Genomic DNA, 25,566 nt, shown 5'->3' on the forward strand with positions numbered 1-25,566 from the left:
ATTGCATTCAAAAAATGTTGACTTCAGTTTCTAAGTCGATATTAAATTTAATTGCAACTTCTTTTTTAATAAGTTCTGCTAATTCTTGAACCTCCTTACCACTTGCATTACCATAGTTTACTAAAACCAATGCTTGTTTAGAATGAACGCCAGCATCTCCTTTTCTGTGACCTTTCAAACCTGTTTTTTCAATTAGCCAGCCTGCAGGAATTTTTACAGAGTTTTTATCAATCTTATAAAATGGGACATCAGGAAAATTCCTTTGGATATTTTCTAAAATTGAAAACGGAACTATAGGATTTTTGAAGAAACTTCCACTATTCCCCATTTCCTTAGGATCAGGAAGTTTAGATTTTCTTATAGCGATTATGGCTTTAGAGACATCTTGTATAGTAGGTGAAGTAATTTCTTGAGCGTTCAATTCATTTTGAATTGAGCCATAGTCGATATGAAGTTTATGATTCTTTTTGGTTAGCTTAAAAACAACACTAGTAATGATGTATTGATTTTTAAATTTTGATTTGAAAATTGAATCTCTGTATCCAAATTGACAATCTTCTGCGTAAAACCGTTTCTTGCTTAGTGTTTGTCTATTGATTGTATCACAATATGACATTACATCTTTTAATTCTACTCCGTAAGCACCGATATTTTGAATTGGCGAAGTTCCCACATTACCTGGAATTAAAGACAAATTTTCTAATCCTCCATAGCCTTGCTCCAGACAGTATAAAACAAAATTATGCCAGTTTTCACCGGCATTAGCTTTAAGTAAAACAAAGTCATCATTCTCTTCTACAACTTCGATTCCTTTCAAATTGACATGCAAGACTGTTTCATTAATGTCTTGGGTGAGGAGCATATTGCTGCCACCACCCAAAACAAATAATTCTGAAGCATAAAAACGTTTTAATATTTCTAAAAGCTCTTCCTCACTTTGAATAGAAATGAACTGATGAGCTTTTACATCAATTCCAAAGGTATTGTAAGACTTTAAAGAAATATCTTTATCAAGCTTCATTTATTTACTGTTATAAGCCAGAAGCGCCATTTTCAATATTGAAACTGCTTTCAATAAGTTTTGTTTTTCTAGAACGTAGGCTATTCTAATTTGATTAAGTCCTGTCCCAGGTGTTGAGTAAAACCCAGCAGCAGGAGCCACCATCACGGTTTCGCCATTGACATCAAACTCAGAGAGCAGCCATTTAGCAAAATCTTCTGTGTCTTCTACGGGGAGTTCTGCAACGCAGTAAAAAGCGCCTTTAGGATTAGCTACTCTCACTCCATCAATTGCCTCTAATGCTTCAATAAGTGTGTCTCTCCTGTCTGTATATTCTTTATTGACTTCAAGGAAGTAATCTTTAGTTGTATCTAAGGCTGCTTCACTGGCAATTTGTGCGAATGTAGGAGGGCTTAATCTAGCTTGCGCAAACTTAAGGGCAGTAGCCATCAACTCCTTGTTTCTAGAGACCATACATCCAATTCTAGCACCACACATGCTGTAACGTTTGGAAACAGAATCTACCATAATAGCATGTTCTTTTAATTCTGGCAATCCCATAATTGAGTGATGTTCAACTCCATCGTAAACAAATTCTCTGTAGACTTCGTCTGCTACTAAAAATAAATCATGCTTAAGAGCTAAATCTGCTAATTTTTGAATTTCATCTTTTGTATATAAATAACCTGTTGGATTACCTGGATTACAAATGATAATTGCTTTTGTTCTTTCTGTGATTTGCTCTTCGAATTCACTGATAGGAGGTAGGGCAAAGTTATTTTCAAAATGAGACTCTACAGGTCTTACAGTGACCCCAGAAGCAACAGCAAATCCGTTGTAATTCGCATAGAAAGGCTCTGGAATAATCACTTCATCACCAGGATCTGTAATGCTACCCATTGTAAATAAAAGAGCTTCAGAACCGCCGGTAGTAACGATAAGGTCATCGGATGTGATGTCGATACCATTATTCACGTAATAGTTAGCTAACTTCTTCTTGTAAGATTCAAAACCAGAGGATGGGCTGTAAGACAAAATTTCTAAATCATTATTCTTGACAGCATCTAAAGCAACTTTTGGAGTGGCTATATCGGGTTGTCCAATATTTAAAAAATATATTTTTTTACCTTCTTCAATTGCTTTATCAGCAAAAGGAGCCAATTTTCTGATTGGAGATTGAGGCATTTCAAGCCCTTTAAAGGATAATTTAGGCATAATTTATTTTTTTACAAATGTGGTGATTTTAAATACTAACTGCAAGATTTACAATGTTCAAAACCATGTAAAAAAGCATTAAAGAGTTACTAAAATTATTCCTGAAGCTTTAATTCATACTATATTTAATATTTTATGAATATGTTGAAAAATAAAACTTTCTTTCTTTTAATTTTAATACTCCTGAACTTTAATTTAGTTCACTCTCAGAGTGAATTCAAATTTGATAATCAGCATAAAAGAGCTTTGAATTTGAAGTTCAAATCCGTCAATAACTTAATTATACTTACAGCTTTATTGAATGGTGAGTTTATCAATTTTCTTGTAGATACCGGTGTCAATAAAACTAAAGTTTTTGCACAAGTAAAAGATTCAACAGTTTTGGAGCATGCCGAATTTATATCATTGAGAAGTCTCGGAAGTTCGGAGCCTGTGAAAGCGTATAAAACATCGGATAATACTATAGATTTTGGGCCAATTATTGGCAAAAACCAAGAAGTCTATTATATTATTGATCCAAGATATGACCTTGCTAGTAAGCTAGGAATTAATGTTCAGGGAATAATAGGTTATGATTTTTTAAAAGATTTTATATTCAGGTTAAATTATAATCGAAAAAGCTTAAGGATTTATCAGCACGAAAAATTCAATCGAAAATTAAGACGTTTTGATAAGTTCAAATTCAGATTTATACGAAATAAACCTCACCTGAAATTACCAGTAGAATTTCTTGATGGTTCAAATCAGGAGTTAGTTTTTTTACTTGATACGGGCTCAAGTGATGCCTTTTGGATATTTGAAAATGAAGAGATAAGAGCACCAGGAAATTCCTTTGAAGATTATGTTGGATATGGATTAGAGCTGGTTGTGAGTGGTAAGAGATCTAAGCTTAAATCAGTGAAGATTGGTAAGTTTGAATTAGAAGATACTCGGGTTGCTTTTATAGATTCGGCCTCGGCTAAATTATTTACAGCAGATCGATTTAAAAATGGAATAATTGGCAGCGAAATACTAAGACGTTTCGTGACTTTTTTTGACTACAAGAATCAAAATGTTTTTTTTAAACCCAGCACTTCATTTGAAGATAATACCAATTATGATCGTAGCGGTTTAATTTTAATGTTTGTTGGTGAAGAAATAAGATCAGTGAGGACACCTATCTTAGTTAAAATAGATGAAGAATCAAACTATAGCAAAATAAACACATCAAAAGATTTTGATATTCGATTGGAAGTTTCAAAAATTCTTGAAGTAATAAAAATAAGGCCAAATTCTCCAGCTTCAGAAGTTGATATTCAAATTGGGGATCGGATTTTAAAATTAAATAGCAAGAGCGTAAATAGAATGGACTTAGAAGAAATAAATAGCTTGCTCAGTAGCGAAGAGGGCAAACGTATCAAAATCGAACTTAAGAGAGGAAAGGTTATTCTAAAAAGGGAAATTTTCTTAAGCTCTCAGCTCAATAGACTCCCTGCCAATTAATCTAAAACTTTACCAGTAAGTTTTAATGATACTGTATTATCTTTTTTAGATGTAAAAATACTTAGTGTTTTACGAATAGGGCCCTTGCAGTCAGAATTGTATGTAACTATAATTTCGCCCTTTTCGTTTGGAGCATACTTTCTTACACTTGAAGAATCAATTTCAATACAACGATTTATACCATGAATTTTGAAAATCTCAATAGTTGTGTCTGAAGTGTTCGTAAAGTCGAAAATAGCTTTAACATTAGAATTTGACGTTATAGTCCCAAAATCGTGAGTTGTCTTTTTAAAGCTTAAGCCGTTGTTTTCTTGACTAAAAAAAAGCAAAGGCATGAACGTAAAAAATAGGATTAAAAGATTTTTCATAAAGTAAATATACTTAAGATTTTTAAAACACTAAATACTTGTCATATTTCAAATCTTAATTTTTTTAGTTTAGTGACTTATCAGTAATTTCGCCATTCAAAATTACTTAATCGCATGTCAAGCAAACTAGAATATAATTCAAAAGAATCAGAACAAAAATGGTACTCTTACTGGGAAGAAAATAACTTTTTTCATTCTGAAGTAGATGAAAGGGAATCTTATTCTATCGTAATCCCTCCTCCTAACGTCACGGGCATACTGCATATGGGACATATGCTCAATAATACAATACAGGATGTTCTCGTGAGAAGAGCGCGTTTGCTTGGAAAAAATGCATGTTGGGTTCCAGGAACAGATCACGCTTCTATTGCTACAGAAGCTAAAGTCGTTGCAAAACTTAAAGCTGAAGGCATTTCAAAATCAGATTTAAGCAGGGAAGAATTTCTTAGTCACGCTTGGGAATGGACTAATGACTATGGAGGAAGAATTTTGAATCAACTAAAAAAGCTCGGTGCTTCTTGTGACTGGCAAAGAACAAAATTCACACTAGATCAGGACATGTATGAGTCAGTAATTCAGTCATTTGTTGATTTGCATAATAAAGGTTTGATTTACAGAGGTTACCGAATGGTGAATTGGGATCCAGAAGCCCAGACAACTCTCTCCGATGAGGAAGTTGTTTATGAAGAGAAGCAAGGTAAGCTTTACTATGTTTCTTATAGTTTAGAAAATTCTGATGAGAAATTAACTATTGCTACAACAAGGCCAGAAACAATTTTTGGTGATTCTGCAATTTGTATAAATCCTAACGATGAAAGATTTACTCATCTTAAAGGTAAAAAAGTTATAGTTCCACTAGTAGGAAGAAGTATTCCAATTATTGAAGATGAATACGTGGACATGGAGTTTGGTACAGGTTGTCTTAAAGTAACTCCAGCTCATGATGAAAATGATAAAATACTTGGTGAGAAGCATCAGCTTGATGTTTACGATATTTTTAATCCAGATGCAACGCTTAACAGTTTTGGATTGGACTACGAAGGTCAGGATCGTTTTGAAGCAAGGAAAAATTTTGTAAGCGATCTTGATAAGCAGGGATTTTTGCTAAAGGTTGAAGATTATACCAATAAAGTGGGTACATCGGAGAGAACCAAAGCTGTAATCGAACCTAGGTTGTCTGATCAATGGTTTCTTAAAATGAAAGACCTTGCTCAGCCTGCAATCAAAGCTGTTCTAGAAACTGATGATATAAAATTACATCCAAAAAAGTTTGAAAACACTTATAAACATTGGATGGAAAACATAAGAGATTGGAATATTTCTCGCCAATTGTGGTGGGGGCACCAAATACCAGCTTATTATTTTGGCGATGGTGAGAATGATTACGTTGTTGCTAAAACAAAAGAGGAAGCATTAAAAATAGCTATTGAAAAATCTGGAAAATCTTTAAGCTCGCAGGATTTGAAGCAAGACGAAGACGTCTTAGATACCTGGTTCTCTTCTTGGTTATGGCCTATGAGTGTGTTTGATGGTATCAGAAATCCTGATAACAAAGAGTTTAAATATTACTACCCTACAAATGATTTGGTCACTGGGCCGGATATTTTATTTTTCTGGGTTGCACGTATGATCATGGCAGGATACGAGTATACTGATCAAAAACCTTTTGAAAATGTATATCTTACAGGTTTGGTGAGAGACAAAAAACGTCAAAAGATGTCAAAATCTCTAGGCAACTCTCCAGATGCCTTAGAATTAATAGATAATTATAGTGCTGACGGTGTGAGAGTAGGTTTACTTCTTAGTAATGCAGCTGGTAATGATTTGCTTTTTGACGAGTCTCTATGCCAGCAAGGAAAAGGCTTTGGTAATAAAATTTGGAATGCTTTCAAACTGATTACCTCGTGGGAAGTTAGCGAAGAGATTAACCAACCAGAATCTTCTAAAATTGCTGTAGAATGGTATCAATCTGTCTTTCAAGAAAAATTGAGAGAGCTTGAAGATCATTTTAGCAAATACAGAATTTCAGACGCCCTTATGACAAGTTATAAGTTAGTTTGGGATGACTTCTGTTCATGGTTTTTAGAACTTATAAAACCAGACTATAAACAGCCTGTTGATAAACTTACATTAGATGCTGCAATTAGACTTTTCGAAGATAACTTGAAGGTTTTGCATCCTTTCATGCCCTTCATCACAGAAGAAATATGGCATCAAATTGAAGAAAGGACACCTAGTGAGGCGCTTACAATCTCATCTTGGCCCGCTCAAAAAGACTACGATGAGAAACTAATAACTGAATTTGCTTTTGCTTCTGAAGTTATATCTGGAATAAGAACTATACGAAAAGAAAAAAATATAGCCTTCAAAAACCAAATAGATTTAGTGGTTATCAACAACGAATCGGCTTCTAAGAATTTGGATCCTGTGATTTTAAAATTGGGAAACATTGAAAATCTTTCTTATACTGATTCTCCAGTTGAAGGAAGTCTTACATTCAGAGTGAAATCAAATGAATACTTTATACCAGTAGAAGGGGCTATAGATGTTGAGGCTGAAAAAGAGAAACTGAAAGAGGAATTGAAGTATTATGAAGGCTTTTTAAGATCTGTTGAGAAAAAACTTTCAAACGAAAGATTTGTAAGTAATGCTCCAGAGAAAGTTGTAGATATCGAAAAGCAAAAGAAAGAAGATGCTTTAGCGCAAATTCAAACTATCACAAAGAGTTTGGAAAATTTGTAGATTTAAGATGATATAAGATTGAACAAAAAAGAGCGACTAAATTTAGTTGCTCTTTTTTTATTCTATTTGAAACTCATCTCCCAAATATTTATTTGCGAGTTTTATATACTTTATTTTAGATTCTTTTTGAGAAAATTTTTTTACTTGAAACATAGCATTGGCTTTGAAAGCACTAATTAATTCTTTATCATTTATTGGATTTTGAGTAACTTTTAGGTCAGAATCACTTTTTGCATGTTTATAAAAGGCATAGAAATAGAGCAAGACATCTTGAGGGAATTTTTTATTGGTTCCACTTACTTTAGAATATGCTACTTTGAAAAGACGATCTAAATCTTCTTCAGAATATTTTTCTAGATTCATTTAAGCCATTTTTGAAATAATAGAATTACCACCTCTTACCACATCATTTATATTTACTGTAATTTCAGCATTAACGGGTAAAAACAAATCTACTCTAGATCCAAACTTGATAAAGCCAGAATCTTCCCCCTGAACAGCTATATCATCTTTTTTTGCATAGTTGACAATTCGTCTAGCTACAGCTCCGGCAATCTGCCTGTAAAGAACATTTCCAAACTTTTCAGTTTCAACGACTATAGTCGTTCTCTCGTTCTCTTCACTAGATTTAGGATGCCATGCCACCAGGAATTTTCCTGGATGATATTTGCTGTACAATATTTTTCCGCCTATTGGGTAGCGTGTAACGTGAACATTGATAGGTGACATGAATATTGACACTTGCAATCGCTCTTCGTTTATAAATTCTGGTTCGAAAACTTTTTCTATAGCCACTACTTTTCCGTCTACTGGCGCTAGGATGTGATTTTCGTTTTTGTCAATTTTTCGTTTTGGATTTCTGAAAAACTGAGCAATCAAAATGAATAATATAAATGATATACCAAAAATCATAATTTTTAGCCATTGCTGGCTTTCATCGATAAGTAAATTGGATAAAAGATTGATGATAATTACACCAATCAAACTTGAAACAAGAATTCTGTAACCCTCTTTATGAAACATAATCTAAAAGTAAAATAAAAATAAAAACAAATGTACTAGAAAAAAGCATACTATCCATTCTGTCAAAAATTCCTCCGTGTCCAGGCATGATTTTCCCACTATCTTTTACGTCTGCTTTTCTTTTAAATTTTGACTGAACTAAGTCGCCAAGTGTTCCGAAAACACTCACTATAATAGCGAGAATTATCCAGGCCCACCATGACAATAAATCGATGTACATAAAGATGAAATAACTTACAATAATTGAAGCTATTGCTCCTCCTAAAAATCCCTCAATTGTTTTTTTAGGTGAAATTCTTTCAAATAACTTTCTTTTTCCAAAATTTTTTCCAACTAAGTATGCAAATGAATCGTTCGTCCAAATTAAAACAAAAGTTCCTACGAGAACATATTCGTAGTTTTCTTTATAAACAGGAATCATGGTTAGAAAAATAATTGAAGGTACTATATAAAAGAGGGTAAGTAAATGTTTTCTCCCATCAAAGATAGGAATGTCATTAAGTGTGTATAAGTCCTTCAATAAAAAAACCTTTACAACCAATGTCATTGCCAAATACGTTAGTAACAGTGGTAAGTAAACTTCTGTAAAGTTGAAATAATAGAGAAGGACTACCAAAGAAATATAAGATATGATATTCCTAAATCTAAGTAATGTCTGAAATTCTCTAAGACATATAAAACCAACAATTGTAAAAAATAGAAGGAGTAAATAATGGCTCAAAAAAGCAGTAGATACTATTATGACAATATATAAAGCACCAGTAATGCTTCTCTTAAGAATTTCAGACATTCGCTATAAATCTTCTAATAGAAGCAAATATAAATTTTTTGGAGTACTTCCATAGTTCATAAAATCAGAATCTTTGTTTTCGTCAAAAGTTTTTATTGTTGTGATGTTTGTAGGAAGATTTCTGTCATATCGCTTATTTATATTTTGAAGTCCTTCGCCAATGGTTTTGATAAGCTGACTAGTTTTAGCAATTATTATGAAGTTGAGAGGTAGGTCTGATAGCTTTTTATCACCTAACTGACATGAACTCATGAGTATAGCGCCAGTATTTGATATTAAAAATTCACAATCTGATAAGAAAAAGCAAGCCCCAAGATTTTTATTGAAAGTTAGATGTGTATGATCAAAGTCTTCGCAAATTGATTTATTGCTACAATATGCTTCAGTGTGATCCCATTTATTTTCCTTTAAAATTTCAGAAAAGTTAAGTCTTAATTCGTTTTTGTTTTCACAATATAAGAACTTCCCTCCATTGTTTTTAAAATTATGCATGAATTCGTCGTCGATAGGGATTTCAGGTTTGGGCATAAATTTACCTATCTCGTTCCCATTTTCATCAGTTACTTCTCCTATTTTGTCGTTGCCAAAGAGGCGCTTGAGAAAGTTCATAAAAATTGCATAAATTTCATTCAAATATACATTATTTTAAATATAAAAAAAACCTGAGATTGATAATATCAGAATCAGGTTTTTTTAAAAGATTTTATGATGATTAGATTATTTATTAGATTCACTTTCTACTTTATCATCTTTCTCTGAATCTTTTTCATCATCTAAATTTTCATCGTTTGAAGTTGAGTCTTTTTTCTTTTGTTCAATTTTTTTCTCGTAAGAATTAATCATTTCCGGCTTTTTAAAAGGACGTTCACCAAAAATTTCTACAAGATTGTCTTTGAAAATGACTTCTTTCTCTAAGAGTAATTCAGCAAGTTCATTTAATTGTTCCTTATGTTCTTCAAGAATACTTATAGCCCTTTTATATTGTTCTTCAATCAATTTTGAAATTTCTTCATCAATTAACTCTGAAGTTTTATCACTATAAGGTTTTGTGAAATTATATTCAGATTGTCCTGAGGAATCGTAGTAAGTTAAGTTACCTATTCTGTCATTTAAGCCGTAAATAGTTACCATTGCTTTCGCTTGCTTTGTAACTTTCTCTAAGTCACTTAATGCTCCAGTAGATATCTTATTGAAAATAACTTTTTCTGCAGCTCGGCCTCCCATTGTGGCACACATTTCATCAAGAATCTGTTCTGTCCTCACGATTTGTCGTTCCTCTGGAAGATACCAGGCAGCTCCAAGTGATTGACCTCTAGGTACAATTGTAACTTTTACTAATGGTGCAGCATACTCTAGCATCCAGCTTACGGTAGCATGACCTGCTTCATGAAAAGCAATAGCTCGCTTCTCTTCTACAGACATAATTTTATTTTTCTTTTCAAGACCACCTACAATTCGGTCTACTGCATCCAAGAAATCTTGCTTTCCAACAGCTTTACTATTATTTCTGGCTGCAATCAATGCTGCTTCATTACATAAATTCGCAATATCAGCTCCAGAAAAACCAGGGGTTTGTTTTGCCAAAAATTCTGTTTCCAATTCGTCAGCTACTTTCTTAAGAGGCTTTAAATGGACCTCAAAAATCTCTTCACGTTCTCTTACGTCTGGTAAGTCGACATAAATTTGTCTATCAAATCTACCAGCTCTCATCAATGCCTTATCAAGAACATCTGCACGATTGGTTGCTGCTATAACAATTACATTTGTGTTAGTTCCAAAACCGTCCATTTCTGTGAGGAGTTGATTCAAAGTATTTTCTCTCTCATCGTTTGAGCCAGACATATTTCCTTTACCTCTAGATCTTCCAATAGCATCTATCTCATCAATAAAAATTATGGAAGGGGATTTGTCTTTTGCTTGCTTAAAGAGGTCTCTTACACGAGAAGCTCCTACACCAACAAACATTTCGACAAAATCCGAACCAGATAATGAGAAAAATGGAACCCCAGCTTCTCCAGCTACAGCTTTTGCTAATAATGTTTTACCAGTTCCAGGAGGTCCTACAAGTAATGCTCCTTTAGGAATTTTACCACCAAGATTAGTGTATTTGTCTGGATGTTTGAGGAAGTCAACAATTTCCTGAACTTCATCTTTGGCACCTTCTAAGCCTGCAACATCCTTAAATGAGGTCTTGATGTCTTTTTTTTCATCAAACAATTTCGCTTTTGATTTGCCAATATTGAAAATTTGACCTCCAGGACCACCGCCACCACCTTTACTCATTCGTTTCATGATGAATATCCAGATGCCGACAATCAAAATTATAGGCAGCAAACCAATTAGTATCTCACTAAAATAATTAGATCTTGTCTCGTAATAAACACGAGTATTTAGATTTTGTTCCTCTTTAATTTTTTCAATAGTATTTTCAAAATTTTGAAGATCTCCAAATTCAAAAGAATAATCTGGAGTTCCTGAAGAAGCAAAAACCTGGTCTTCATTTGTGCCTTTGTGTTCTGGCTTTGATTTAGCTTCGTTTGTTAGGAATATTTCAGCTACCCTGGTATTTTTAACGATATTGACTTTATCAACATCCCCATCTTTTAGAAATTTCTCAAACTGAGCAGGACTTGTTTTTTCAGGTTCGCTGAAACCACTACCTCCAAAAAGCTGTACACCTAAAAAGATAACTATAATTCCTATGTAAATCCAGTAAGAATTAAATTTTGGCTTTTTAGGATCTTTATTTTCGTTTTTTTTCTGCGTTGCTTTTTTAGCCATTCTCTCTTTTGTCTTATTTAGTAATTAGATTCGATAGAAGTTATCTTAGCGTCACCCCACAAGCTCTCAATATCGTAATATTCTCTTATTTGTTTTTGAAAAATGTGAACTACAACATCAACATAATCCATTAACACCCATTGTGAATTTTCTAGTCCTTCTACATGCCATGGCTTGTCTTGAATAGCTTTACTCACCACTTTTCTTACGGAGCTTTCTATAGCATCTACTTGTGTATTGGAATTACCAGAGCATACAATGAAATAATCACAAACCGTGTTTTCAATCTCTCTTAAATCTATAATTTCAACATTATTGCCCTTAACGTCTTCTATACCTTGTATTATATGCGTAATAAGTTGATCTATTTGTTCTTTTTTTGTACTCATTAAAATTTTGAATTTTAACGCAAAAATAGGTTTTTAATCCCTTTTTTTGCGACAGTTAACAAAAGATTATTCGATATCTAATCCTTCATATGAAAGTAGTCAAAGTTGATGCCACAAGTTCTACCAATAGCTTCTTAAAAGAGTTTGTGAAAACACATTCTCAAAAACAATTGTACTGTGTAGTCGCCCGCCATCAGGTGGAGGGTAGAGGGCAGAGAGGAACTGCTTGGTCGAGTGAGCCAGGGAAAAACCTTACTTTTAGTGTTTATCTGCCAGGATTGAAGTCTATTTATAAAGATACCTTTAAGTTAAGTGCTCTCGTTGCTTTAGCTATCAAGAAAGTACTAAACACGTATGACATCCCAAAACTTTCAATAAAATGGCCAAACGACATCCTGTCACGTCAGTTTAAAATTGGTGGAATATTAATAGAAAACATGATTACCCAAAATAAAGAAGGTGCTAGCGTAGTTGGAGTTGGTCTTAATGTGAATCAAGATCAATTTTCAAATCTTCCAAAAGCATCCTCAATGAAAATTATGAGCAACAGGGTTTTTGATCTTGATGTTTTATTAAGTGATTTATTAATTGAATTCGAAAAAATACCGCATCTATTCAATGCTTTAAGTTTAAAATCTATTCTTTCACTGTACTACGATTCTTTATTTAAATTTGAAAAAGTAACAATGCTTCAATTTCCAAACGGTGACCTTGCTCAAGGTTTAATAAGAGGAATAGATAATTATGGTAGGTTAGTGGTTGAATTCGAAGAAGATAGATTAGAATCTTACGATGTAAAAGAAATTCAAATTAAATATTGAAAAATATGATTTTGATGCTTTATTAATGAATGAAATACCTATATTTGCAATTCAAAAATTTTAAGTCAACTGTAAATAATTAATCATTATATGTTAGTAGTTAAAGTAAAAGATGGTGAAAAAATTGAAAGAGCTCTAAAACGCTTAAAACGAAAGTTTAGAGATACTAAAGTTCTTCAAACACTTCGTGACAAAAAACAATTCACGAAAAAATCTGTTGAAAAAAGACAAAATCTTAAGAAAGCACAGTACATCCAGTCTTTGAGAGAGAAGGAAAATATGTAGTAGTTTTTTTTAGTTTTATTATAACCCTGTGATAGTTTTGTCACAGGGTGTTTTTATTTATGATAATATTTCAAAATCTATTACATAACCTTCACTATTTCTCACATTAAATACAATGTCATTCTCAAAAATCAGATATTGTCCTTTGATGCCTTTCAGTCTCCCCCTATAAGTATTATTTTTTTCTAAATTGAGGCTTTTCAATTTTTTCGGATATTCTAGAACAGGGAAATTTATATTACATTCATGACTAGATGATAAATAATAATCTCTCGCCTCATCTGGTATGAATTCTTTCAGTTTTTCTCGTTCTTCTTCAAGATTCTTATCTTGAATTTCATTTTTGAGCATTGTTCGCCAATTGGTTTTGTCTGCTACATGCTTCTTTAATTCAACTTCAGTAATACCAGCTAAATACCGGTTTGGTGTTTCCAGAATCGCAATAGCTTCATGCGCACCTTGGTCAATCCATCGTGTAGGAATCTGGCTTTTACGGGTTACGCCTACCTTTATATTGCTCGAGTTAGCCAAGTAAACAATATGAGGTTGCAATTGAACTTTTTTCTCGTAGTCCAAATCTCTGTTTTCTTTATCCAAATGTGCCTTGCTCAATTCTGGATGCATGATCCATTCTCCAGCATTTGGGATTTCTTGAAAGCAATCGTAGCAAAAGCCCTGTCTGAATATTTTTTTATTTTTTCCACAATTGAGACATTGATATTCTACAAAATAGATCGCTATTTCTTTATCCAGAAGTTGATTTAGATGAATCACATCATCTTTAAATTCTAAAAAATAATCAACCTCCTCATTATTCTCAGTTTTCATTTTTCTTAAGACTCCTCTATATTGCATTTTTTATTATGTTTGATGAATTCTTGATTACCTTATTAAACTTATTTTATCTATGCCAATACCAATTGTAAATTCTATAGCTTCTTGGATATTAAAGAAGCGTATTCATCATATGGAATTGTTTAAAAAGCATCCCAATGAAGTTCAAAATGAATTATTACTTGATTTGGTTTATAAAGCCCAAAATACGGAATTTGGAAAAACCTATGGCTTTGATGAAATAAAAAGTTACGAAACCTTTAAGGAGCGTGTGCCAGTTCAAACTTACGAAGATTTTGAAGCCACTTTTGAAAGGTGTAGACAAGGAGAGAAAAATATAATCTGGCCTTCCCCTATTACAATGTTTGCAAAATCTAGTGGTACAACTGGATCCAAAAGCAAATTCATACCTGTAAGTCAAGAATCTCTGGAAGATTGTCATTATGCAGCCAGTAAAGATTTGCTTTGTATGTATTTAAATAACAACCCTGATTCAAAATTATTTACTGGTAAAAGTTTAAGATTGGGGGGAAGTAAGGAGATCTATCAAGATAAAGGAACGTCTTATGGGGATCTTTCTGCTTTACTCATATATAATATGCCATTTTGGGCAAGTTATAGTAGTACGCCGGGAAATAGTGTGTCATTAATGAGTGACTGGGAAACCAAAATGCAAGCTATTGTTGATGAAACTATAAAAGAGCGGGTGACAAGTCTTGCAGGTGTTCCATCTTGGATGCTTGTATTACTTAATGATGTGCTGAAAACATCTGGTAAATCTACCATTGATGAGGTTTGGCCAGATCTTGAGGTGTACTTTCATGGTGGAGTAAGTTTTGAACCTTATGTAAATCAATACGAGCACATAATACCATCATCCAAAATGAGGTATTATGAAATTTATAATGCTTCGGAAGGTTTTTTTGCAGCCCAAGACCTGAATGATTCTAAAGACTTATTACTAATGCTCGACTATGGAATTTTCTTTGAATTTATTCCTATGTCAACTTATGGAACTCCGAAGGAAAAAGTAATTAGTTTAAGTGAAGTTGAAATTGATGAAAATTACGCAATCGTCATTTCTACAAATTCTGGTTTGTGGAGGTATAAGATTGGAGATACAGTACGCTTCACGTCTTTAGATCCTTTCAGAATAAGAGTAACGGGAAGAACGAAACATCATATTAATGCTTTTGGAGAAGAACTAATCATAGAAAATGCTGAAGCTGCAATTAAGAAAACGGCTTGTGAGCTCAATTGTGAAGTTATGGAATACACAGCAGCACCTGTTTTTATGAACGGTAAAAAGAAAGGTGCCCATGAGTGGATCTTAGAATTCAAAACGCCACCAGAAAATCTTTCTGATTTTCAAATTCGTTTGGATAAAAATTTACAAGAAATAAATAGTGATTATGAAGCTAAGCGTTATAATAATATGACGCTAGACTTGTTGAAAATTCATCAGGCCAAACCAAAACTTTTCCAAAACTGGTTAAAACACCATAATAAATTAGGTGGTCAACATAAGATACCACGATTATCGAATAATCGCGAACACTTAGAAGAATTGTTGGCTCTAAACGAAAATTGACCCTATCTTTGTTCCCTAAGTAAATTTTCTTTAATGATAAATACCAAGAAACAAGCCTTATTTACAGCTTTTATTATCATAGGAGCCATTCTTATCATTTATGATCTTACGGGTGAAAATGAAAATGTCTATCTTAAAGTGGGAGGATTACTCTTACTTATGATTGGCTTGTATAATGCTACAAAGCAATGGGCAAAAGATAACCCAAAAGACGACCAAGATTCTTCTGAACAATGAGTAGGAAAAGTTTTCAAATAGGCGATAAAGTTGAACTTTTAGATGACAATGTTGCAGGAATTGTCACTAAAGTTGAAAGAGAGGAAGTAACTTTTGAAACCTCAGATGGTTTTGAAATGAAAGTTCCTTACTCTCTTATTGTTAAAACTGAAGGTCGGCTGGATATTGATCTTCAAGATGACAACTTAATTGAAAAGTTAAAATCAGATTTAAATCCTAAACGAAAAGGACCTTCTCAAAAGCCTAAACGTCAACAGCCAGCAATGGAAGTGGACCTGCATATTCATAATCTGGTCGATAAAACCTCGCATTTAAGCAATTATGAAATGCTCAATCTACAGCTGGAACACAGCAGGCGAAAAATAGATTTTGCCATTGAGAAGCGAATAAAACGTATTGTGTTTATTCACGGTGTAGGGCAGGGGGTACTGAAAGCAGAATTACACACTCTTTTTAGACGTTACGATCAGATTGAATCCTTTGACGCAGATTATCAAAAATATGGTCTTGGCGCTACTGAAATTTATATATACGATCAATAACCATTTTCCACTTTAGATTTTAAACTGAATTTAAGCCGATCTAAATTAGATTTAATCTTAAATTTGCAAAAAAATATAAATCATGGAAAACGGAATATACGCGCATTTTAATACAGGAAAAGGTAAAATTACTGTACAACTTACCTTTGATAAAACACCAGGAACGGTTGGTAATTTTATAGGACTTGCTGAAGGCAAAATTGAAAATTCAGCCAAAGATTTAGGAACACCCTATTATGACGGATTAGTCTTTCATAGAGTTATAGATAACTTCATGATTCAAGGAGGAGATCCTAAAGGTAATGGAACAGGTGGACCTGGCTACCAATTTGATGATGAAATTCATCCCGAATTGAAACATAATCAGTCTGGAGTTTTATCTATGGCCAACGCTGGCGCTGGCACAAACGGCAGTCAATTTTTTATCACTCACGAGCCAACTCCATGGCTTGACGGGAAACATACTGTTTTTGGATATGTTGTGGAAGGGCAAGATGTGGTTGATAGCATTGAAATGAAAGACAAATTAAATTCAGTAGAAATTGAACGTGTCGGCGAAAAGGCTAAAGCATTTAATGCTGTTGAAAGCTTCGAAAAATTCAACTCTTCAAAAGCTGAAAGAGAAGCGGAGCTGAAAGCTGAAGCTGCCAAAAAACTGGACGAAATTTCAAAAGGATTCAAAGAAACCAAAAGTGGTTTGCGTTATCAAATCATCAACGAAGGTTCTGGCGCGAAACCAAATAAAGGTCAAACGGTGAGTGTACACTACAAAGGAAGCTTGGTAGATGGAACTGTGTTTGATTCTTCGTATAAGAGAAAACAACCTATCGAATTTCCTGTTGGCGCAGGTCATGTGATTGAAGGCTGGGATGAAGGTCTTTTGTTACTTAACCAAGGGACTAAAGCCCAATTTGTTATTCCACCGCACTTAGCTTACGGTGATAGAGAAGTAGGGGGTGTGATTCCGGCAAATTCTATTTTGATATTTGACTTGGAATTGGTAGATATTAAATAGGTAAATTAATATAATAATAAACACCCCATAATTTCAATTTGAAATTATGGGGTGTTTTGGTTTAACAGTCACTCATATTGACTTTGATGGCAAGTCCGCCTTCAGAAGTTTCTTTATATTTTGAAGTCATGTCCTGAGCGGTATCCCACATAGTGGCAATAACTTTGTCCAGAGGGACTTTTGCTTTAGTCGCATCAGATTCCATGGCGATTTCAGCGGCGTTTATCGCTTTGATAGCACCCATAGCATTTCGTTCTATACAAGGTATTTGAACCAAACCTGCAATGGGATCGCAAGTCATGCCCAGGTGATGTTCCATGGCAATTTCACTGGCCATCAACACTTGCTCTGGTGTACCACCCATGAGTTCGGTGAGTGCCCCAGCAGCCATAGCTGATGAAACTCCGATTTCTGCCTGGCAACCGCCCATAGCTGCAGAGATGGTAGCTCCTTTTTTAAACAAACTTCCTATTTCGCCTGCAACCAGCATGAATTGTTTTAAATCTTCAAAAGTGGCATTATGATTTTCAATCACCATATAATACATCATTACCGCTGGTAAGGTTCCAGAACTACCGTTGGTGGGAGCAGTAACCACACGGCCAAGAGATGCATTGACCTCATTTACCGAGATGGCAAAACAGCTTACCCATTGTAATATTTGTCTGAATTTTACTTCTTTAGTTCTTATAGTCTCCAGCCATTCTTGCGGAGTATCGTAAGTTTCAAATTTATGTTCGAGCAGATTTTTATTCATCTTTGCTGCTCTTCGGTTCACATTCAATCCGCCAGGAAGAGTGCCCTCAGTGTGGCAACCTATGTATAGCGACTCCAGCATGGTTTCCCAGATTTTCTCTAAGCCTGAATGAATTTCAAGTTCATTTCTGAGCGATTTTTCATTTTCGAGAACGATTTCAGAAATAATTTTTTGTTCATTTTTACAATGTTCAATCAATTCTAAAGCAGAATTGATTTGAAAAGGAAAACTTTTTAATTCTTCCTGTTTTTGTTTGGCGTTTTCTCGATCTTCTTTTACAACAAAACCACCACCAATAGAATAGAATGTAGATTCTACAGATTCACCGTTTTCTAAAATTCCGATGTAAGTGATTCCATTAGGATGAAATTCTTTAAAATCTTTTTTGAAAATGACATCCTTATGAAAATCAAAATCGATAAAGCGTGAATTATCTAAATTTAATCGGCCTTCATTTTTCACTCTGTCGATTTCTATATCTATATGAGTAATATCCATGGTTACAGGATCATGACCACAAAGTCCTAAAATGGCAGCAATATCTGTAGCATGACCTTTTCCTGTGAGCGATAAAGACCCATAAAGTTGAATTTCAATGTTTTTGATTTTATCCAAAAGCTCATCTTCTCTTAACTCTTCGATCCAACGTTGAGATGCACGCCAAGGACCAAGAGTATGAGAACTTGAGGGTCCTACACCGATTTTTAGCATATCAAAAACGCTTATACATTCAATTTTCTTCATTCGTTTTAAGCTTTGTTTATGAATTTACAAATATTCAAGTTTTTTTCGAGATTAAATTCATAATCATTCAAAATGATGTGTTTTGTATTAAAAGACAAGTTGTGTGACAGTCTGTCAGATGGTTTTTGATGGCATAAAGATTGACTTTTATGATTCGAAATCAAATATTAAGAACACAAAAATAAAAATTATGAGTAAGATTATAGGTATAGATTTAGGAACAACCAATTCTTGTGTCTCCGTAATGGAAGGTAATGAGCCAACGGTTATTCCTAATGCTGAAGGAAAAAGAACAACTCCATCTGTTATAGCATTTGTAGAAGGCGGTGAAATTAAAGTAGGTGATCCTGCAAAACGTCAGGCGGTAACCAACCCAGAAAAAACGATTTCCTCTATCAAAAGATTTATGGGAAACAAATATTCTGAGTCAACTAAAGAAGTAGATAGAGTACCTTATAAAGTGGTGAAAGGTGAAAACGATACGGCTAGGGTTGATATTGATGGTAGAATGTATACACCTCAAGAACTTTCAGCTATGATTCTTCAGAAGATGAAGAAAACAGCTGAAGACTATTTAGGTCAGGAAGTGACTGAAGCTGTGATTACAGTTCCAGCTTATTTTAACGATTCTCAAAGACAAGCTACTAAAGAAGCTGGTGAAATTGCAGGTTTAAAAGTAAGTAGAATTATAAACGAACCTACTGCAGCTGCTTTAGCTTATGGCTTGGATAAAAAAGATACAGATCAAAAAATCGCAGTATTTGACTTTGGTGGTGGTACACATGATGTTTCTATCCTAGAATTAGGTGACGGAGTATTTGAAGTATTAGCAACTGATGGTGATACTCACCTTGGTGGTGATGATGTTGATGAAGTGATTATCGACTGGTTGGCAGAAGAATTTATAAAAGATGAAGATATCGATCTTAGAAAAGATGCTATGGCACTTCAGAGATTGAAAGAAGCAGCTGAAAAAGCTAAAATAGAATTGTCTTCTTCAAATTCAACTGAAATAAATCTTCCATATGTTACTGCAACACAAAGCGGACCTAAGCACTTGGTAAGAACCTTTACAAGATCAAAATTTGAACAATTAATTTCAGATTTAGTCAAAAGAACAATTAAGCCATGTGAAAAAGCTTTAAAAGCTGCAGGATTAAAAACTAGTGATATCGATGAAGTTATCTTAGTAGGTGGTTCAACTCGTATCCCTGCTGTACAAAAAGCTGTAGAAGATTTCTTCGGAAAGAAACCTAGTAAAGGTGTAAACCCTGATGAAGTTGTTGCAATTGGTGCAGGAATACAAGGTGGTGTATTAACAGGAGACGTTAAAGATGTATTGTTACTTGATGTAACTCCATTGTCTCTTGGTATTGAAACTATGGGTGGTGTAATGACCAAACTTATAGAAGCTAACACTACCATTCCTTCTAAAAAGTCTCAAGTGTTCTCAACAGCACAAGACAATCAGCCTAGTGTAGAGATTCATGTCCTGCAAGGTGAGCGTCCAATGGCAACCGATAATAAAACGATAGGTAGATTTCACTTAGATGGTATTCCGCCAGCGAAACGTGGAGTCCCTCAAATTGAAGTTACTTTTGATATTGATGCCAATGGTATCATCAAAGTAAGTGCTACAGATAAAGCCACTGGAAAATCTCAAGATATTAGAATTGAAGCTTCTTCTGGACTAACTGAAGAGGAAATTAAGAAAATGAAGCAAGAAGCTGAAGCGAATGCTGAAGCAGATAAAGAGGCTAAAGAAAAAGTAGATAAGCTGAATGAAGCTGATGCTATGATTTTCCAAACTGAAAGTCAAATGAAGGAATTTGGCGACAAAATTTCTGATGATAAAAAGAAGCCTATTGAAGATGCTTTAGAAGAATTGAAAGCAGCTTATGAAACTAAAGAGCTAGAGAAAATTACTCCAGCTTTAGACAAATTGAACGAAGCTTGGAAAACAGTTTCTGAAGAAATGTATAAGGCACAAGCTGAATCTCAACAAGGAGGCGCTCAACAGCCAGGACCCGATGCTGACGATTCAAAAGGAAGCGACGATAGCGATGTTGAAGACGTAGACTTCGAAGAAGTTAAATAATTTTAGCTTTCTGAATAAATATTTAAAACCGCTCTTTTTAGAGCGGTTTTTTTATGCGATAAATTCATAGATAAGATAGCCTAGACCAAAGCAAATCAAAAAGAATAAACAGATTTTGGAAAAAATTAAATAATTTGAACTCAATGTAATTTGATTCTTTTTCTGGGTCATCAATTTCAAATTGAACCAGGCCAAAACAGGAGAAGCCAAGAATGACAATCCCGCGGCAAAATCAACTAAATCGGTAAAGCTGCTTTTCAAGAAAAAAAGAATACCCATAGCTACTACTGGAATGACAATGATAAACGTGCGATAAACAGGAGTTTCCTTTTGAGATTGATTTTCACTCTGTAACAATTTTGACATGACTCTAGGGAAGGCATCGGTTACTGTAAGAGTAGTACTAAACATAGTAACAAAAGCGATGAATGCAATCAAAATTCGGCTCCATTCGCCTAAAGTTTGAGTGTACATTTCAATCAATTGTTTTGAAAAAGCTACACTACCAGAGGCAAAGCTAATGTCGCTGCTATTCATGAGAAACAGACCCATTACAAAAAATAAAACACCAAGTAAAGTTGCTGAGAGGTATCCTAAATTAAAATCGAAACTAGATTGTTTAGAATTTGGTTGTTGTTCAGTTTCTTTGGTTTTTTCCTGTGTCCATATGGAATGCCATACCGAAGCATCAATAGGAATCGGCATCCAGCCCATTAAGGCTATAATGAAACCAATTCCGCTAAGTGTCCACAACTCAGGTGATTTATTGAAACTAATCGTAGAATAATCAACCTGAAAGGCTGCAATGATCACAGAAAAAAGCGTAGAAACGGTTAAAAGGCTAACGACGATTTTCATCAATACATCCAGTTTTCTGTATTTTCCAATTATTAAAATCAGAATGCAAAAAATCAATAATAATAGGCTCCAGGTGAAATTAGACCAGCCAAATCCAAATAAATATTCGGCTAAGCCAGCAGAAACTATAGTAACCGCAGCTTGAATAATAAACATCGTTGAAATGGTAATCAATGCAAAAGCTATAAGGTACCAACGTCCAAGAGTTCTATACCCGTCTATTAAATTCTTGCCAGTAGCACCGGCATATCTCGATCCAAACTCCATAAATGGATATTTGGTAAGACAAGCTATTAATATAGCTAAGATTAAAACTATACCATAGTCAGCTCCGGCTCGAGTAGCCTGAACTAAATGAGAGACCCCAATAGCGGCACCAGCTAATAAAAAACCTGGTCCGATGTGCTTAAGTAAATCTTTCAAATTCTAAGATTTTGATTAACAATTCTATTACTATTTTTTTGAATACTTTATAATTTCCAGAGTTAAATCATAAATTGAATTTACTCTTTAACAATACAGCTTATTTTAATTACTTTTGTAAACCAAACGAATTTCAACGATGAGCCAAAAAATGCTTCTTAATGCGAAGGAAATCAATATCATTCTTCAGCGCTTAGCTTGCCAACTTGTTGAAAACCACAAAAATTTTGAGAATTCCGCACTCATCGGCATTCAGCCAAGAGGTAGTTTTCTAGCCAACAGGCTTTACGATATTTTAAATAAAGATTACGGTTTGACTTCCTTGTCTTATGGAAAATTAGATATTACCTTTTATCGTGATGATTTTAGACGTGGGGATAAAGTTTTGAAAGCTAATGAAACGGACATTGATTTTATTGTTGAAAATAAGCATGTGGTTTTGATAGATGATGTACTGTTTACGGGAAGAAGCATACGTTCTGCCTTAACGGCTTTACAGTCCTTTGGAAGACCATCCAAAATAGAGTTGTTGACTTTTATTGACAGACGATTTAGTAGACACCTACCTATTCAACCCGATTATAATGGAAGAAAAGTGGATGCGATAAATAATGAACACGTGAAAGTCTGCTGGAAAGAAAATGATGGAGAAGATGCTGTATACTTATTGAAAAACTAATTATAAACCATGAAAGAACTTAGTGTTTCAAATTTATTAGGAATCAAATACCTTACTGCGGAAGATCTTCATCTCATTTTTGAAACTGCAGATCAGTTTAAAGAAGTCATCAATAGACCTATTAAAAAAGTTCCAAGTTTAAGAGATATTACCATTGCCAACCTTTTTTTTGAAAACAGTACCAGAACACGCTTATCTTTTGAACTAGCCGAAAAACGCTTAAGTGCAGATGTTATTAATTTCTCAGCCTCTTCATCTTCAGTTACCAAAGGCGAAACACTTATAGACACTGTCAACAACATACTAGCGATGAAAGTGGATATGGTAGTGATGCGACATCCTAATCCTGGAGCTGGAGTTTTTCTTTCCAAACATGTGAAGGCAAGTATTGTCAATGCTGGAGATGGTGCGCATGAGCACCCAACTCAAGCTTTACTTGATGTGTTTTCTATTCGAGAAAAATACGGAGATATAGCAGGGAAGAAGATAGTTATTGTTGGGGATATTATGCACTCTAGAGTAGCTTTAAGTAATATTTTTACCCTCAAAAAATTAGGTGCAGAAGTGAAAGTTTGCGGTCCAAATTCTTTAATGCCAAAGCATATTGAAAGCTTAGGTGTAAAGGTAGAGCCTAACTTGATAAAAGCTCTTGAATGGTGTGATATCGCTAATATGTTGCGAGTTCAAAATGAACGCATGGAACATTCCTATTTTCCTAGCACAAGAGAATATGTCCAACAGTATGGAATTAATAAAACTTTACTGGATAGTTTAAGTAAATCTGTTACCATTATGCATCCAGGGCCAATCAATAGAGGTGTAGAGATTACTAGCGACGTAGCAGATTCAGAACATTCCATAATTCTGAATCAGGTCGAGAATGGAGTCGCTATTCGTATGGCTGTCATATATTTATTGGCTTCAAAAATCAAAAATTATGAAAACTGAACATAAAGACAATTATATTATTCTTCGAGATGAAAAAGATAATGTAAAGGATTTTGCAGACTTTCTTACTCGAACTCAGGATCAATTTAAAGATGATAATGTTGTTATCGATATTCAGAAATATGGAAAACTTACTTTAGACGAGCTTTTAAAATTTTTGAAACTTTCTTTTACTCATAGGAAAGGCAAAAAGTCTTTAGTGATTGTAAACGATACTATTGATATTGACAACGTGCCGGAGGAAATTCATGTCGTTCCAACTATGCAAGAAGCAGCAGATTTAATTGGTCTAGAAGAAATAGAAAGAGATTTGGGATTTTGATATGATGCAATTGACCATTTTAGGTTGCCACTCTGCAACACCAAAAGCAAATGCGCATCCTACGGCACAAGTTCTCGATATGAATGGCGAACTTATGCTTATCGATTGTGGTGAAGGAACTCAAGTCCGCCTGAGAAAACAAAAAGTCAAATTTTCTCGTATCAGTCACATCTTTATTTCTCATTTACACGGAGATCACTATTTCGGACTTATTGGCTTATTGTCTACGTTTAGTTTGCTAAGTAGAACTGCAGAATTACATATTTACGCTCCCCAAGGACTTGAGGAGATTGTAAAGCTGCAACTCAAAATGAGTCATGCATTCACATCTTATCCTCTGATTTTTCATCAGTTGGATTCTTATAAGCCTGAACTTATTTTAGACAATGACAAGTTGACTGTTGAAACCATCCCTCTAAAACATAGAGTTTATACCAACGGATTTTTATTTAAGGCTAAACCAGGTGATCGAAAGCTGTTGATTGATAAAGTACAGAATTTAGATATTGACAAGGTTTATTATACGAGTATTGTAAAAGGTAAAGATGTGGTGACGAAAACTGGGCGACTAATAAAAAATGAGGAATTAACAGAAGACCCTAAGCCAGCTCCAAGTTATGCCTTTTGTAGTGATACAGTTTTCAAACCTGATATTGTTCCGCAGATAACAGGAACAACTCTGCTTTATCATGAATCTACTTTTTTGGAAGACCAGGAAGATTTGTGTGATAAAACAAAACATTCAACAGCCAAACAGGCCGGTATTATAGCTCAGAAGGCTAATGTTCAAAAATTAATTTTAGGGCATTTTTCAGCTCGTTATAAAAATTTATCATTATTTGAAGAAGAAGCTAAAGTTGTTTTTAGTAACGTTGAAAATGCCGAAACAGGTAAAATATTCAGGTACGAATAGTCTCAATCTTTTTACAAATCCATTGCTCTTGAATCTTTAATTTTCTAATTTGCTACCATGGAAAATAAATTACACGACTACAGAAAATCCTACGAGAAAGCTAGCCTAATTCGTGAAAATTTAAATGAAAACCCAATTCAGCAATTCAGAACCTGGTTTTATGACGTTGAAAAGTTTGGAGGTGTAGATGAAGCCAACGCGATGACAATTTCTACAATCGGTGAAGATGGTTTTCCAAAAAGCCGTATTGTTCTTTTGAAATTTTATGACGAAAATGGTTTTGTCTTTTACACGAATTATGAAAGTGAAAAAGGAAAAGCTTTGTTGAATAATCCCAATACCTGTTTGTCATTTTTCTGGCCCAATACTGAAAGACAAGTTATTATAAAAGGTGTTGCAGAAAAAGTGCCTGAGCATGTTTCAGATAATTATTTTGCATCCAGACCGAAGGGAAGCCAGCTCGGTGCTTTAGTTTCCAATCAAAGCAATGTGATCAAAAATCGACAAGTTTTAGAAGAAGAACTGAATGCTTTAGAAAAGAAATATGCTAATGAGGAAGTTCCACGACCAAAAAATTGGGGAGGTTTTCTGGTAAGACCAGAATCCATTGAATTTTGGCAAGGCCGGCCTAATAGGCTTCACGACAGATTTCTATTTACAAAATCAGATTCTGGTTACGACTGGAAGATTGAACGCTTAGCTCCTTAAT

The 25,566-nt window shown here is 34.2% G+C and carries 26 protein-coding genes; 14 read left to right on the forward strand and 12 right to left on the reverse strand.

The genetic code is table 11. From position 1 onward, the window contains the following. Positions 1–7: 7 nt before the first annotated feature. Together murB and ACFQ0R_RS10400 are read right to left on the reverse strand one after the other, a co-directional pair. The gene (gene murB, locus ACFQ0R_RS10395; protein ID WP_379658310.1) at positions 8–1,021 is read right to left on the reverse strand and encodes a UDP-N-acetylmuramate dehydrogenase; all 1,014 of its coding nucleotides are present in this window, start codon (positions 1,019–1,021) and stop codon (positions 8–10) included. After that, complete coding sequence (locus ACFQ0R_RS10400) at positions 1,022–2,215, reverse strand: pyridoxal phosphate-dependent aminotransferase (RefSeq protein WP_379658311.1); 1,194 nt, start codon at positions 2,213–2,215, stop codon at positions 1,022–1,024. A 252-nt stretch (positions 2,216–2,467) separates the two neighbouring features. Between ACFQ0R_RS10400 and ACFQ0R_RS10405 the strand changes: the two genes are divergently transcribed. Further along, the gene (locus ACFQ0R_RS10405; protein ID WP_379658312.1) at positions 2,468–3,697 is read left to right on the forward strand and encodes an aspartyl protease family protein; all 1,230 of its coding nucleotides are present in this window, start codon (positions 2,468–2,470) and stop codon (positions 3,695–3,697) included. Here ACFQ0R_RS10405 and ACFQ0R_RS10410 read toward each other — a convergent pair. Then, on the reverse strand, positions 3,694–4,065 hold the full coding sequence (locus ACFQ0R_RS10410) for a DUF1573 domain-containing protein (protein WP_379658313.1): 372 nt from the start codon (positions 4,063–4,065) through the stop codon (positions 3,694–3,696). The two genes, ACFQ0R_RS10405 and ACFQ0R_RS10410, sit on opposite strands and share 4 nt — an antisense overlap. Positions 4,066–4,179: 114 nt before the next feature. Between ACFQ0R_RS10410 and ACFQ0R_RS10415 the strand changes: the two genes are divergently transcribed. Next, positions 4,180–6,807 (forward strand): valine--tRNA ligase, encoded by a 2,628-nt coding sequence (locus tag ACFQ0R_RS10415; protein WP_379658314.1) that lies wholly within the window; start codon positions 4,180–4,182, stop codon positions 6,805–6,807. Positions 6,808–6,864: 57 nt separating this feature from the next. Here ACFQ0R_RS10415 and ACFQ0R_RS10420 read toward each other — a convergent pair whose 3' ends face one another. The 6 genes from ACFQ0R_RS10420 to rsfS all read right to left on the reverse strand — a co-directional run bounded on the left by ACFQ0R_RS10420 (position 6,865) and on the right by rsfS (position 11,790). Further along, positions 6,865–7,170 (reverse strand): acyl-CoA-binding protein, encoded by a 306-nt coding sequence (locus ACFQ0R_RS10420; protein WP_379658315.1) that lies wholly within the window; start codon positions 7,168–7,170, stop codon positions 6,865–6,867. Next, entirely contained in the window at positions 7,171–7,830 is a 660-nt protein-coding gene (locus ACFQ0R_RS10425) for a phosphatidylserine decarboxylase family protein (RefSeq protein ID WP_379658316.1), read from the reverse strand. After that, complete coding sequence (locus ACFQ0R_RS10430) at positions 7,820–8,620, reverse strand: phosphatidate cytidylyltransferase (protein WP_379658317.1); 801 nt, start codon at positions 8,618–8,620, stop codon at positions 7,820–7,822. The genes ACFQ0R_RS10425 and ACFQ0R_RS10430 overlap by 11 nt, the downstream gene beginning before the upstream one ends. Positions 8,621–8,623: 3 nt before the next feature. Then, complete coding sequence (locus ACFQ0R_RS10435) at positions 8,624–9,253, reverse strand: LUD domain-containing protein (protein ID WP_379658318.1); 630 nt, start codon at positions 9,251–9,253, stop codon at positions 8,624–8,626. A gap of 84 nt (positions 9,254–9,337) precedes the next feature. Then, the gene (gene ftsH / locus ACFQ0R_RS10440; protein WP_379658319.1) at positions 9,338–11,401 is read right to left on the reverse strand and encodes an ATP-dependent zinc metalloprotease FtsH; all 2,064 of its coding nucleotides are present in this window, start codon (positions 11,399–11,401) and stop codon (positions 9,338–9,340) included. A 17-nt stretch (positions 11,402–11,418) separates the two neighbouring features. Next, positions 11,419–11,790, reverse strand: a complete 372-nt coding sequence (rsfS, locus tag ACFQ0R_RS10445) for a ribosome silencing factor (RefSeq protein WP_379658320.1) — start codon at positions 11,788–11,790, stop codon at positions 11,419–11,421. A gap of 89 nt (positions 11,791–11,879) precedes the next feature. Between rsfS and ACFQ0R_RS10450 the strand changes: the two genes are divergently transcribed. Beyond that, positions 11,880–12,611, forward strand: a complete 732-nt coding sequence (locus tag ACFQ0R_RS10450; RefSeq protein ID WP_379658321.1) for a biotin--[acetyl-CoA-carboxylase] ligase — start codon at positions 11,880–11,882, stop codon at positions 12,609–12,611. A gap of 90 nt (positions 12,612–12,701) precedes the next feature. Next, complete coding sequence (gene rpsU / locus ACFQ0R_RS10455) at positions 12,702–12,896, forward strand: 30S ribosomal protein S21 (RefSeq protein ID WP_224453900.1); 195 nt, start codon at positions 12,702–12,704, stop codon at positions 12,894–12,896. A 57-nt stretch (positions 12,897–12,953) separates the two neighbouring features. Here rpsU and ACFQ0R_RS10460 read toward each other — a convergent pair whose 3' ends face one another. Further along, positions 12,954–13,751: a DUF2797 domain-containing protein gene (locus tag ACFQ0R_RS10460; protein WP_379658322.1), complete on the reverse strand. Its 798-nt coding sequence runs from the start codon at positions 13,749–13,751 to the stop codon at positions 12,954–12,956. Positions 13,752–13,803: 52 nt separating this feature from the next. Here ACFQ0R_RS10460 and ACFQ0R_RS10465 point away from each other — a divergent pair, with 52 nt between their 5' ends. The 4 genes from ACFQ0R_RS10465 to ACFQ0R_RS10480 all read left to right on the forward strand — a co-directional run bounded on the left by ACFQ0R_RS10465 (position 13,804) and on the right by ACFQ0R_RS10480 (position 17,115). Then, positions 13,804–15,321, forward strand: a complete 1,518-nt coding sequence (locus tag ACFQ0R_RS10465) for a GH3 auxin-responsive promoter family protein (RefSeq protein ID WP_379658323.1) — start codon at positions 13,804–13,806, stop codon at positions 15,319–15,321. 33 nt (positions 15,322–15,354) lie between these two features. Continuing rightward, on the forward strand, positions 15,355–15,558 hold the full coding sequence (locus ACFQ0R_RS10470) for a hypothetical protein (RefSeq protein ID WP_379658324.1): 204 nt from the start codon (positions 15,355–15,357) through the stop codon (positions 15,556–15,558). Further along, positions 15,555–16,100: a Smr/MutS family protein gene (locus ACFQ0R_RS10475; RefSeq protein WP_379658325.1), complete on the forward strand. Its 546-nt coding sequence runs from the start codon at positions 15,555–15,557 to the stop codon at positions 16,098–16,100. Before ACFQ0R_RS10470 ends, ACFQ0R_RS10475 begins: the two co-directional genes overlap by 4 nt. Before the next feature lie 82 nt (positions 16,101–16,182). Next, complete coding sequence (locus tag ACFQ0R_RS10480) at positions 16,183–17,115, forward strand: peptidylprolyl isomerase (protein WP_379658326.1); 933 nt, start codon at positions 16,183–16,185, stop codon at positions 17,113–17,115. Positions 17,116–17,176: 61 nt separating this feature from the next. On the opposite strand, the gene ACFQ0R_RS10485 is transcribed toward ACFQ0R_RS10480, so the two are convergent. Then, positions 17,177–18,616 carry an L-serine ammonia-lyase gene (locus ACFQ0R_RS10485; protein WP_379658327.1) on the reverse strand — a complete coding sequence of 480 codons (1,440 nt, stop codon included), beginning with the start codon at positions 18,614–18,616 and terminating at the stop codon, positions 17,177–17,179. Between the two features lie 190 nt (positions 18,617–18,806). Between ACFQ0R_RS10485 and dnaK the strand changes: the two genes are divergently transcribed. Beyond that, the gene (gene dnaK / locus ACFQ0R_RS10490) at positions 18,807–20,714 is read left to right on the forward strand and encodes a molecular chaperone DnaK (RefSeq protein ID WP_379658328.1); all 1,908 of its coding nucleotides are present in this window, start codon (positions 18,807–18,809) and stop codon (positions 20,712–20,714) included. Positions 20,715–20,765: 51 nt separating this feature from the next. Here dnaK and ACFQ0R_RS10495 read toward each other — a convergent pair whose 3' ends face one another. Beyond that, positions 20,766–21,995, reverse strand: a complete 1,230-nt coding sequence (locus ACFQ0R_RS10495) for an Nramp family divalent metal transporter (RefSeq protein WP_379658329.1) — start codon at positions 21,993–21,995, stop codon at positions 20,766–20,768. A gap of 139 nt (positions 21,996–22,134) precedes the next feature. Between ACFQ0R_RS10495 and pyrR the strand changes: the two genes are divergently transcribed. From pyrR to pdxH, 5 genes are read left to right on the forward strand one after another with little or no spacing between them, the layout of a single operon-like run. Next, positions 22,135–22,674, forward strand: coding sequence for a bifunctional pyr operon transcriptional regulator/uracil phosphoribosyltransferase PyrR (gene pyrR, locus ACFQ0R_RS10500; protein WP_379658330.1), 540 nt, complete (start codon positions 22,135–22,137; stop codon positions 22,672–22,674). Between the two features lie 9 nt (positions 22,675–22,683). Then, positions 22,684–23,622 (forward strand): aspartate carbamoyltransferase catalytic subunit, encoded by a 939-nt coding sequence (locus ACFQ0R_RS10505; protein WP_379658331.1) that lies wholly within the window; start codon positions 22,684–22,686, stop codon positions 23,620–23,622. After that, a complete protein-coding gene (locus ACFQ0R_RS10510; protein WP_379658332.1) occupies positions 23,612–23,944 on the forward strand; it encodes a ribonuclease Z in 333 nt (110 codons plus the stop codon). Before ACFQ0R_RS10505 ends, ACFQ0R_RS10510 begins: the two co-directional genes overlap by 11 nt. A gap of 4 nt (positions 23,945–23,948) precedes the next feature. Then, the gene (locus ACFQ0R_RS10515; RefSeq protein WP_379658367.1) at positions 23,949–24,857 is read left to right on the forward strand and encodes a ribonuclease Z; all 909 of its coding nucleotides are present in this window, start codon (positions 23,949–23,951) and stop codon (positions 24,855–24,857) included. Positions 24,858–24,914: 57 nt separating this feature from the next. Then, on the forward strand, positions 24,915–25,565 hold the full coding sequence (gene pdxH, locus ACFQ0R_RS10520) for a pyridoxamine 5'-phosphate oxidase (RefSeq protein WP_379658333.1): 651 nt from the start codon (positions 24,915–24,917) through the stop codon (positions 25,563–25,565). Position 25,566: the final 1 nt, after the last annotated feature.

The sequence above is a fragment of the Psychroflexus salinarum genome (assembly GCF_042677225.1).
In the GTDB taxonomy this organism is placed as follows: domain Bacteria; phylum Bacteroidota; class Bacteroidia; order Flavobacteriales; family Flavobacteriaceae; genus Psychroflexus; species Psychroflexus salinarum.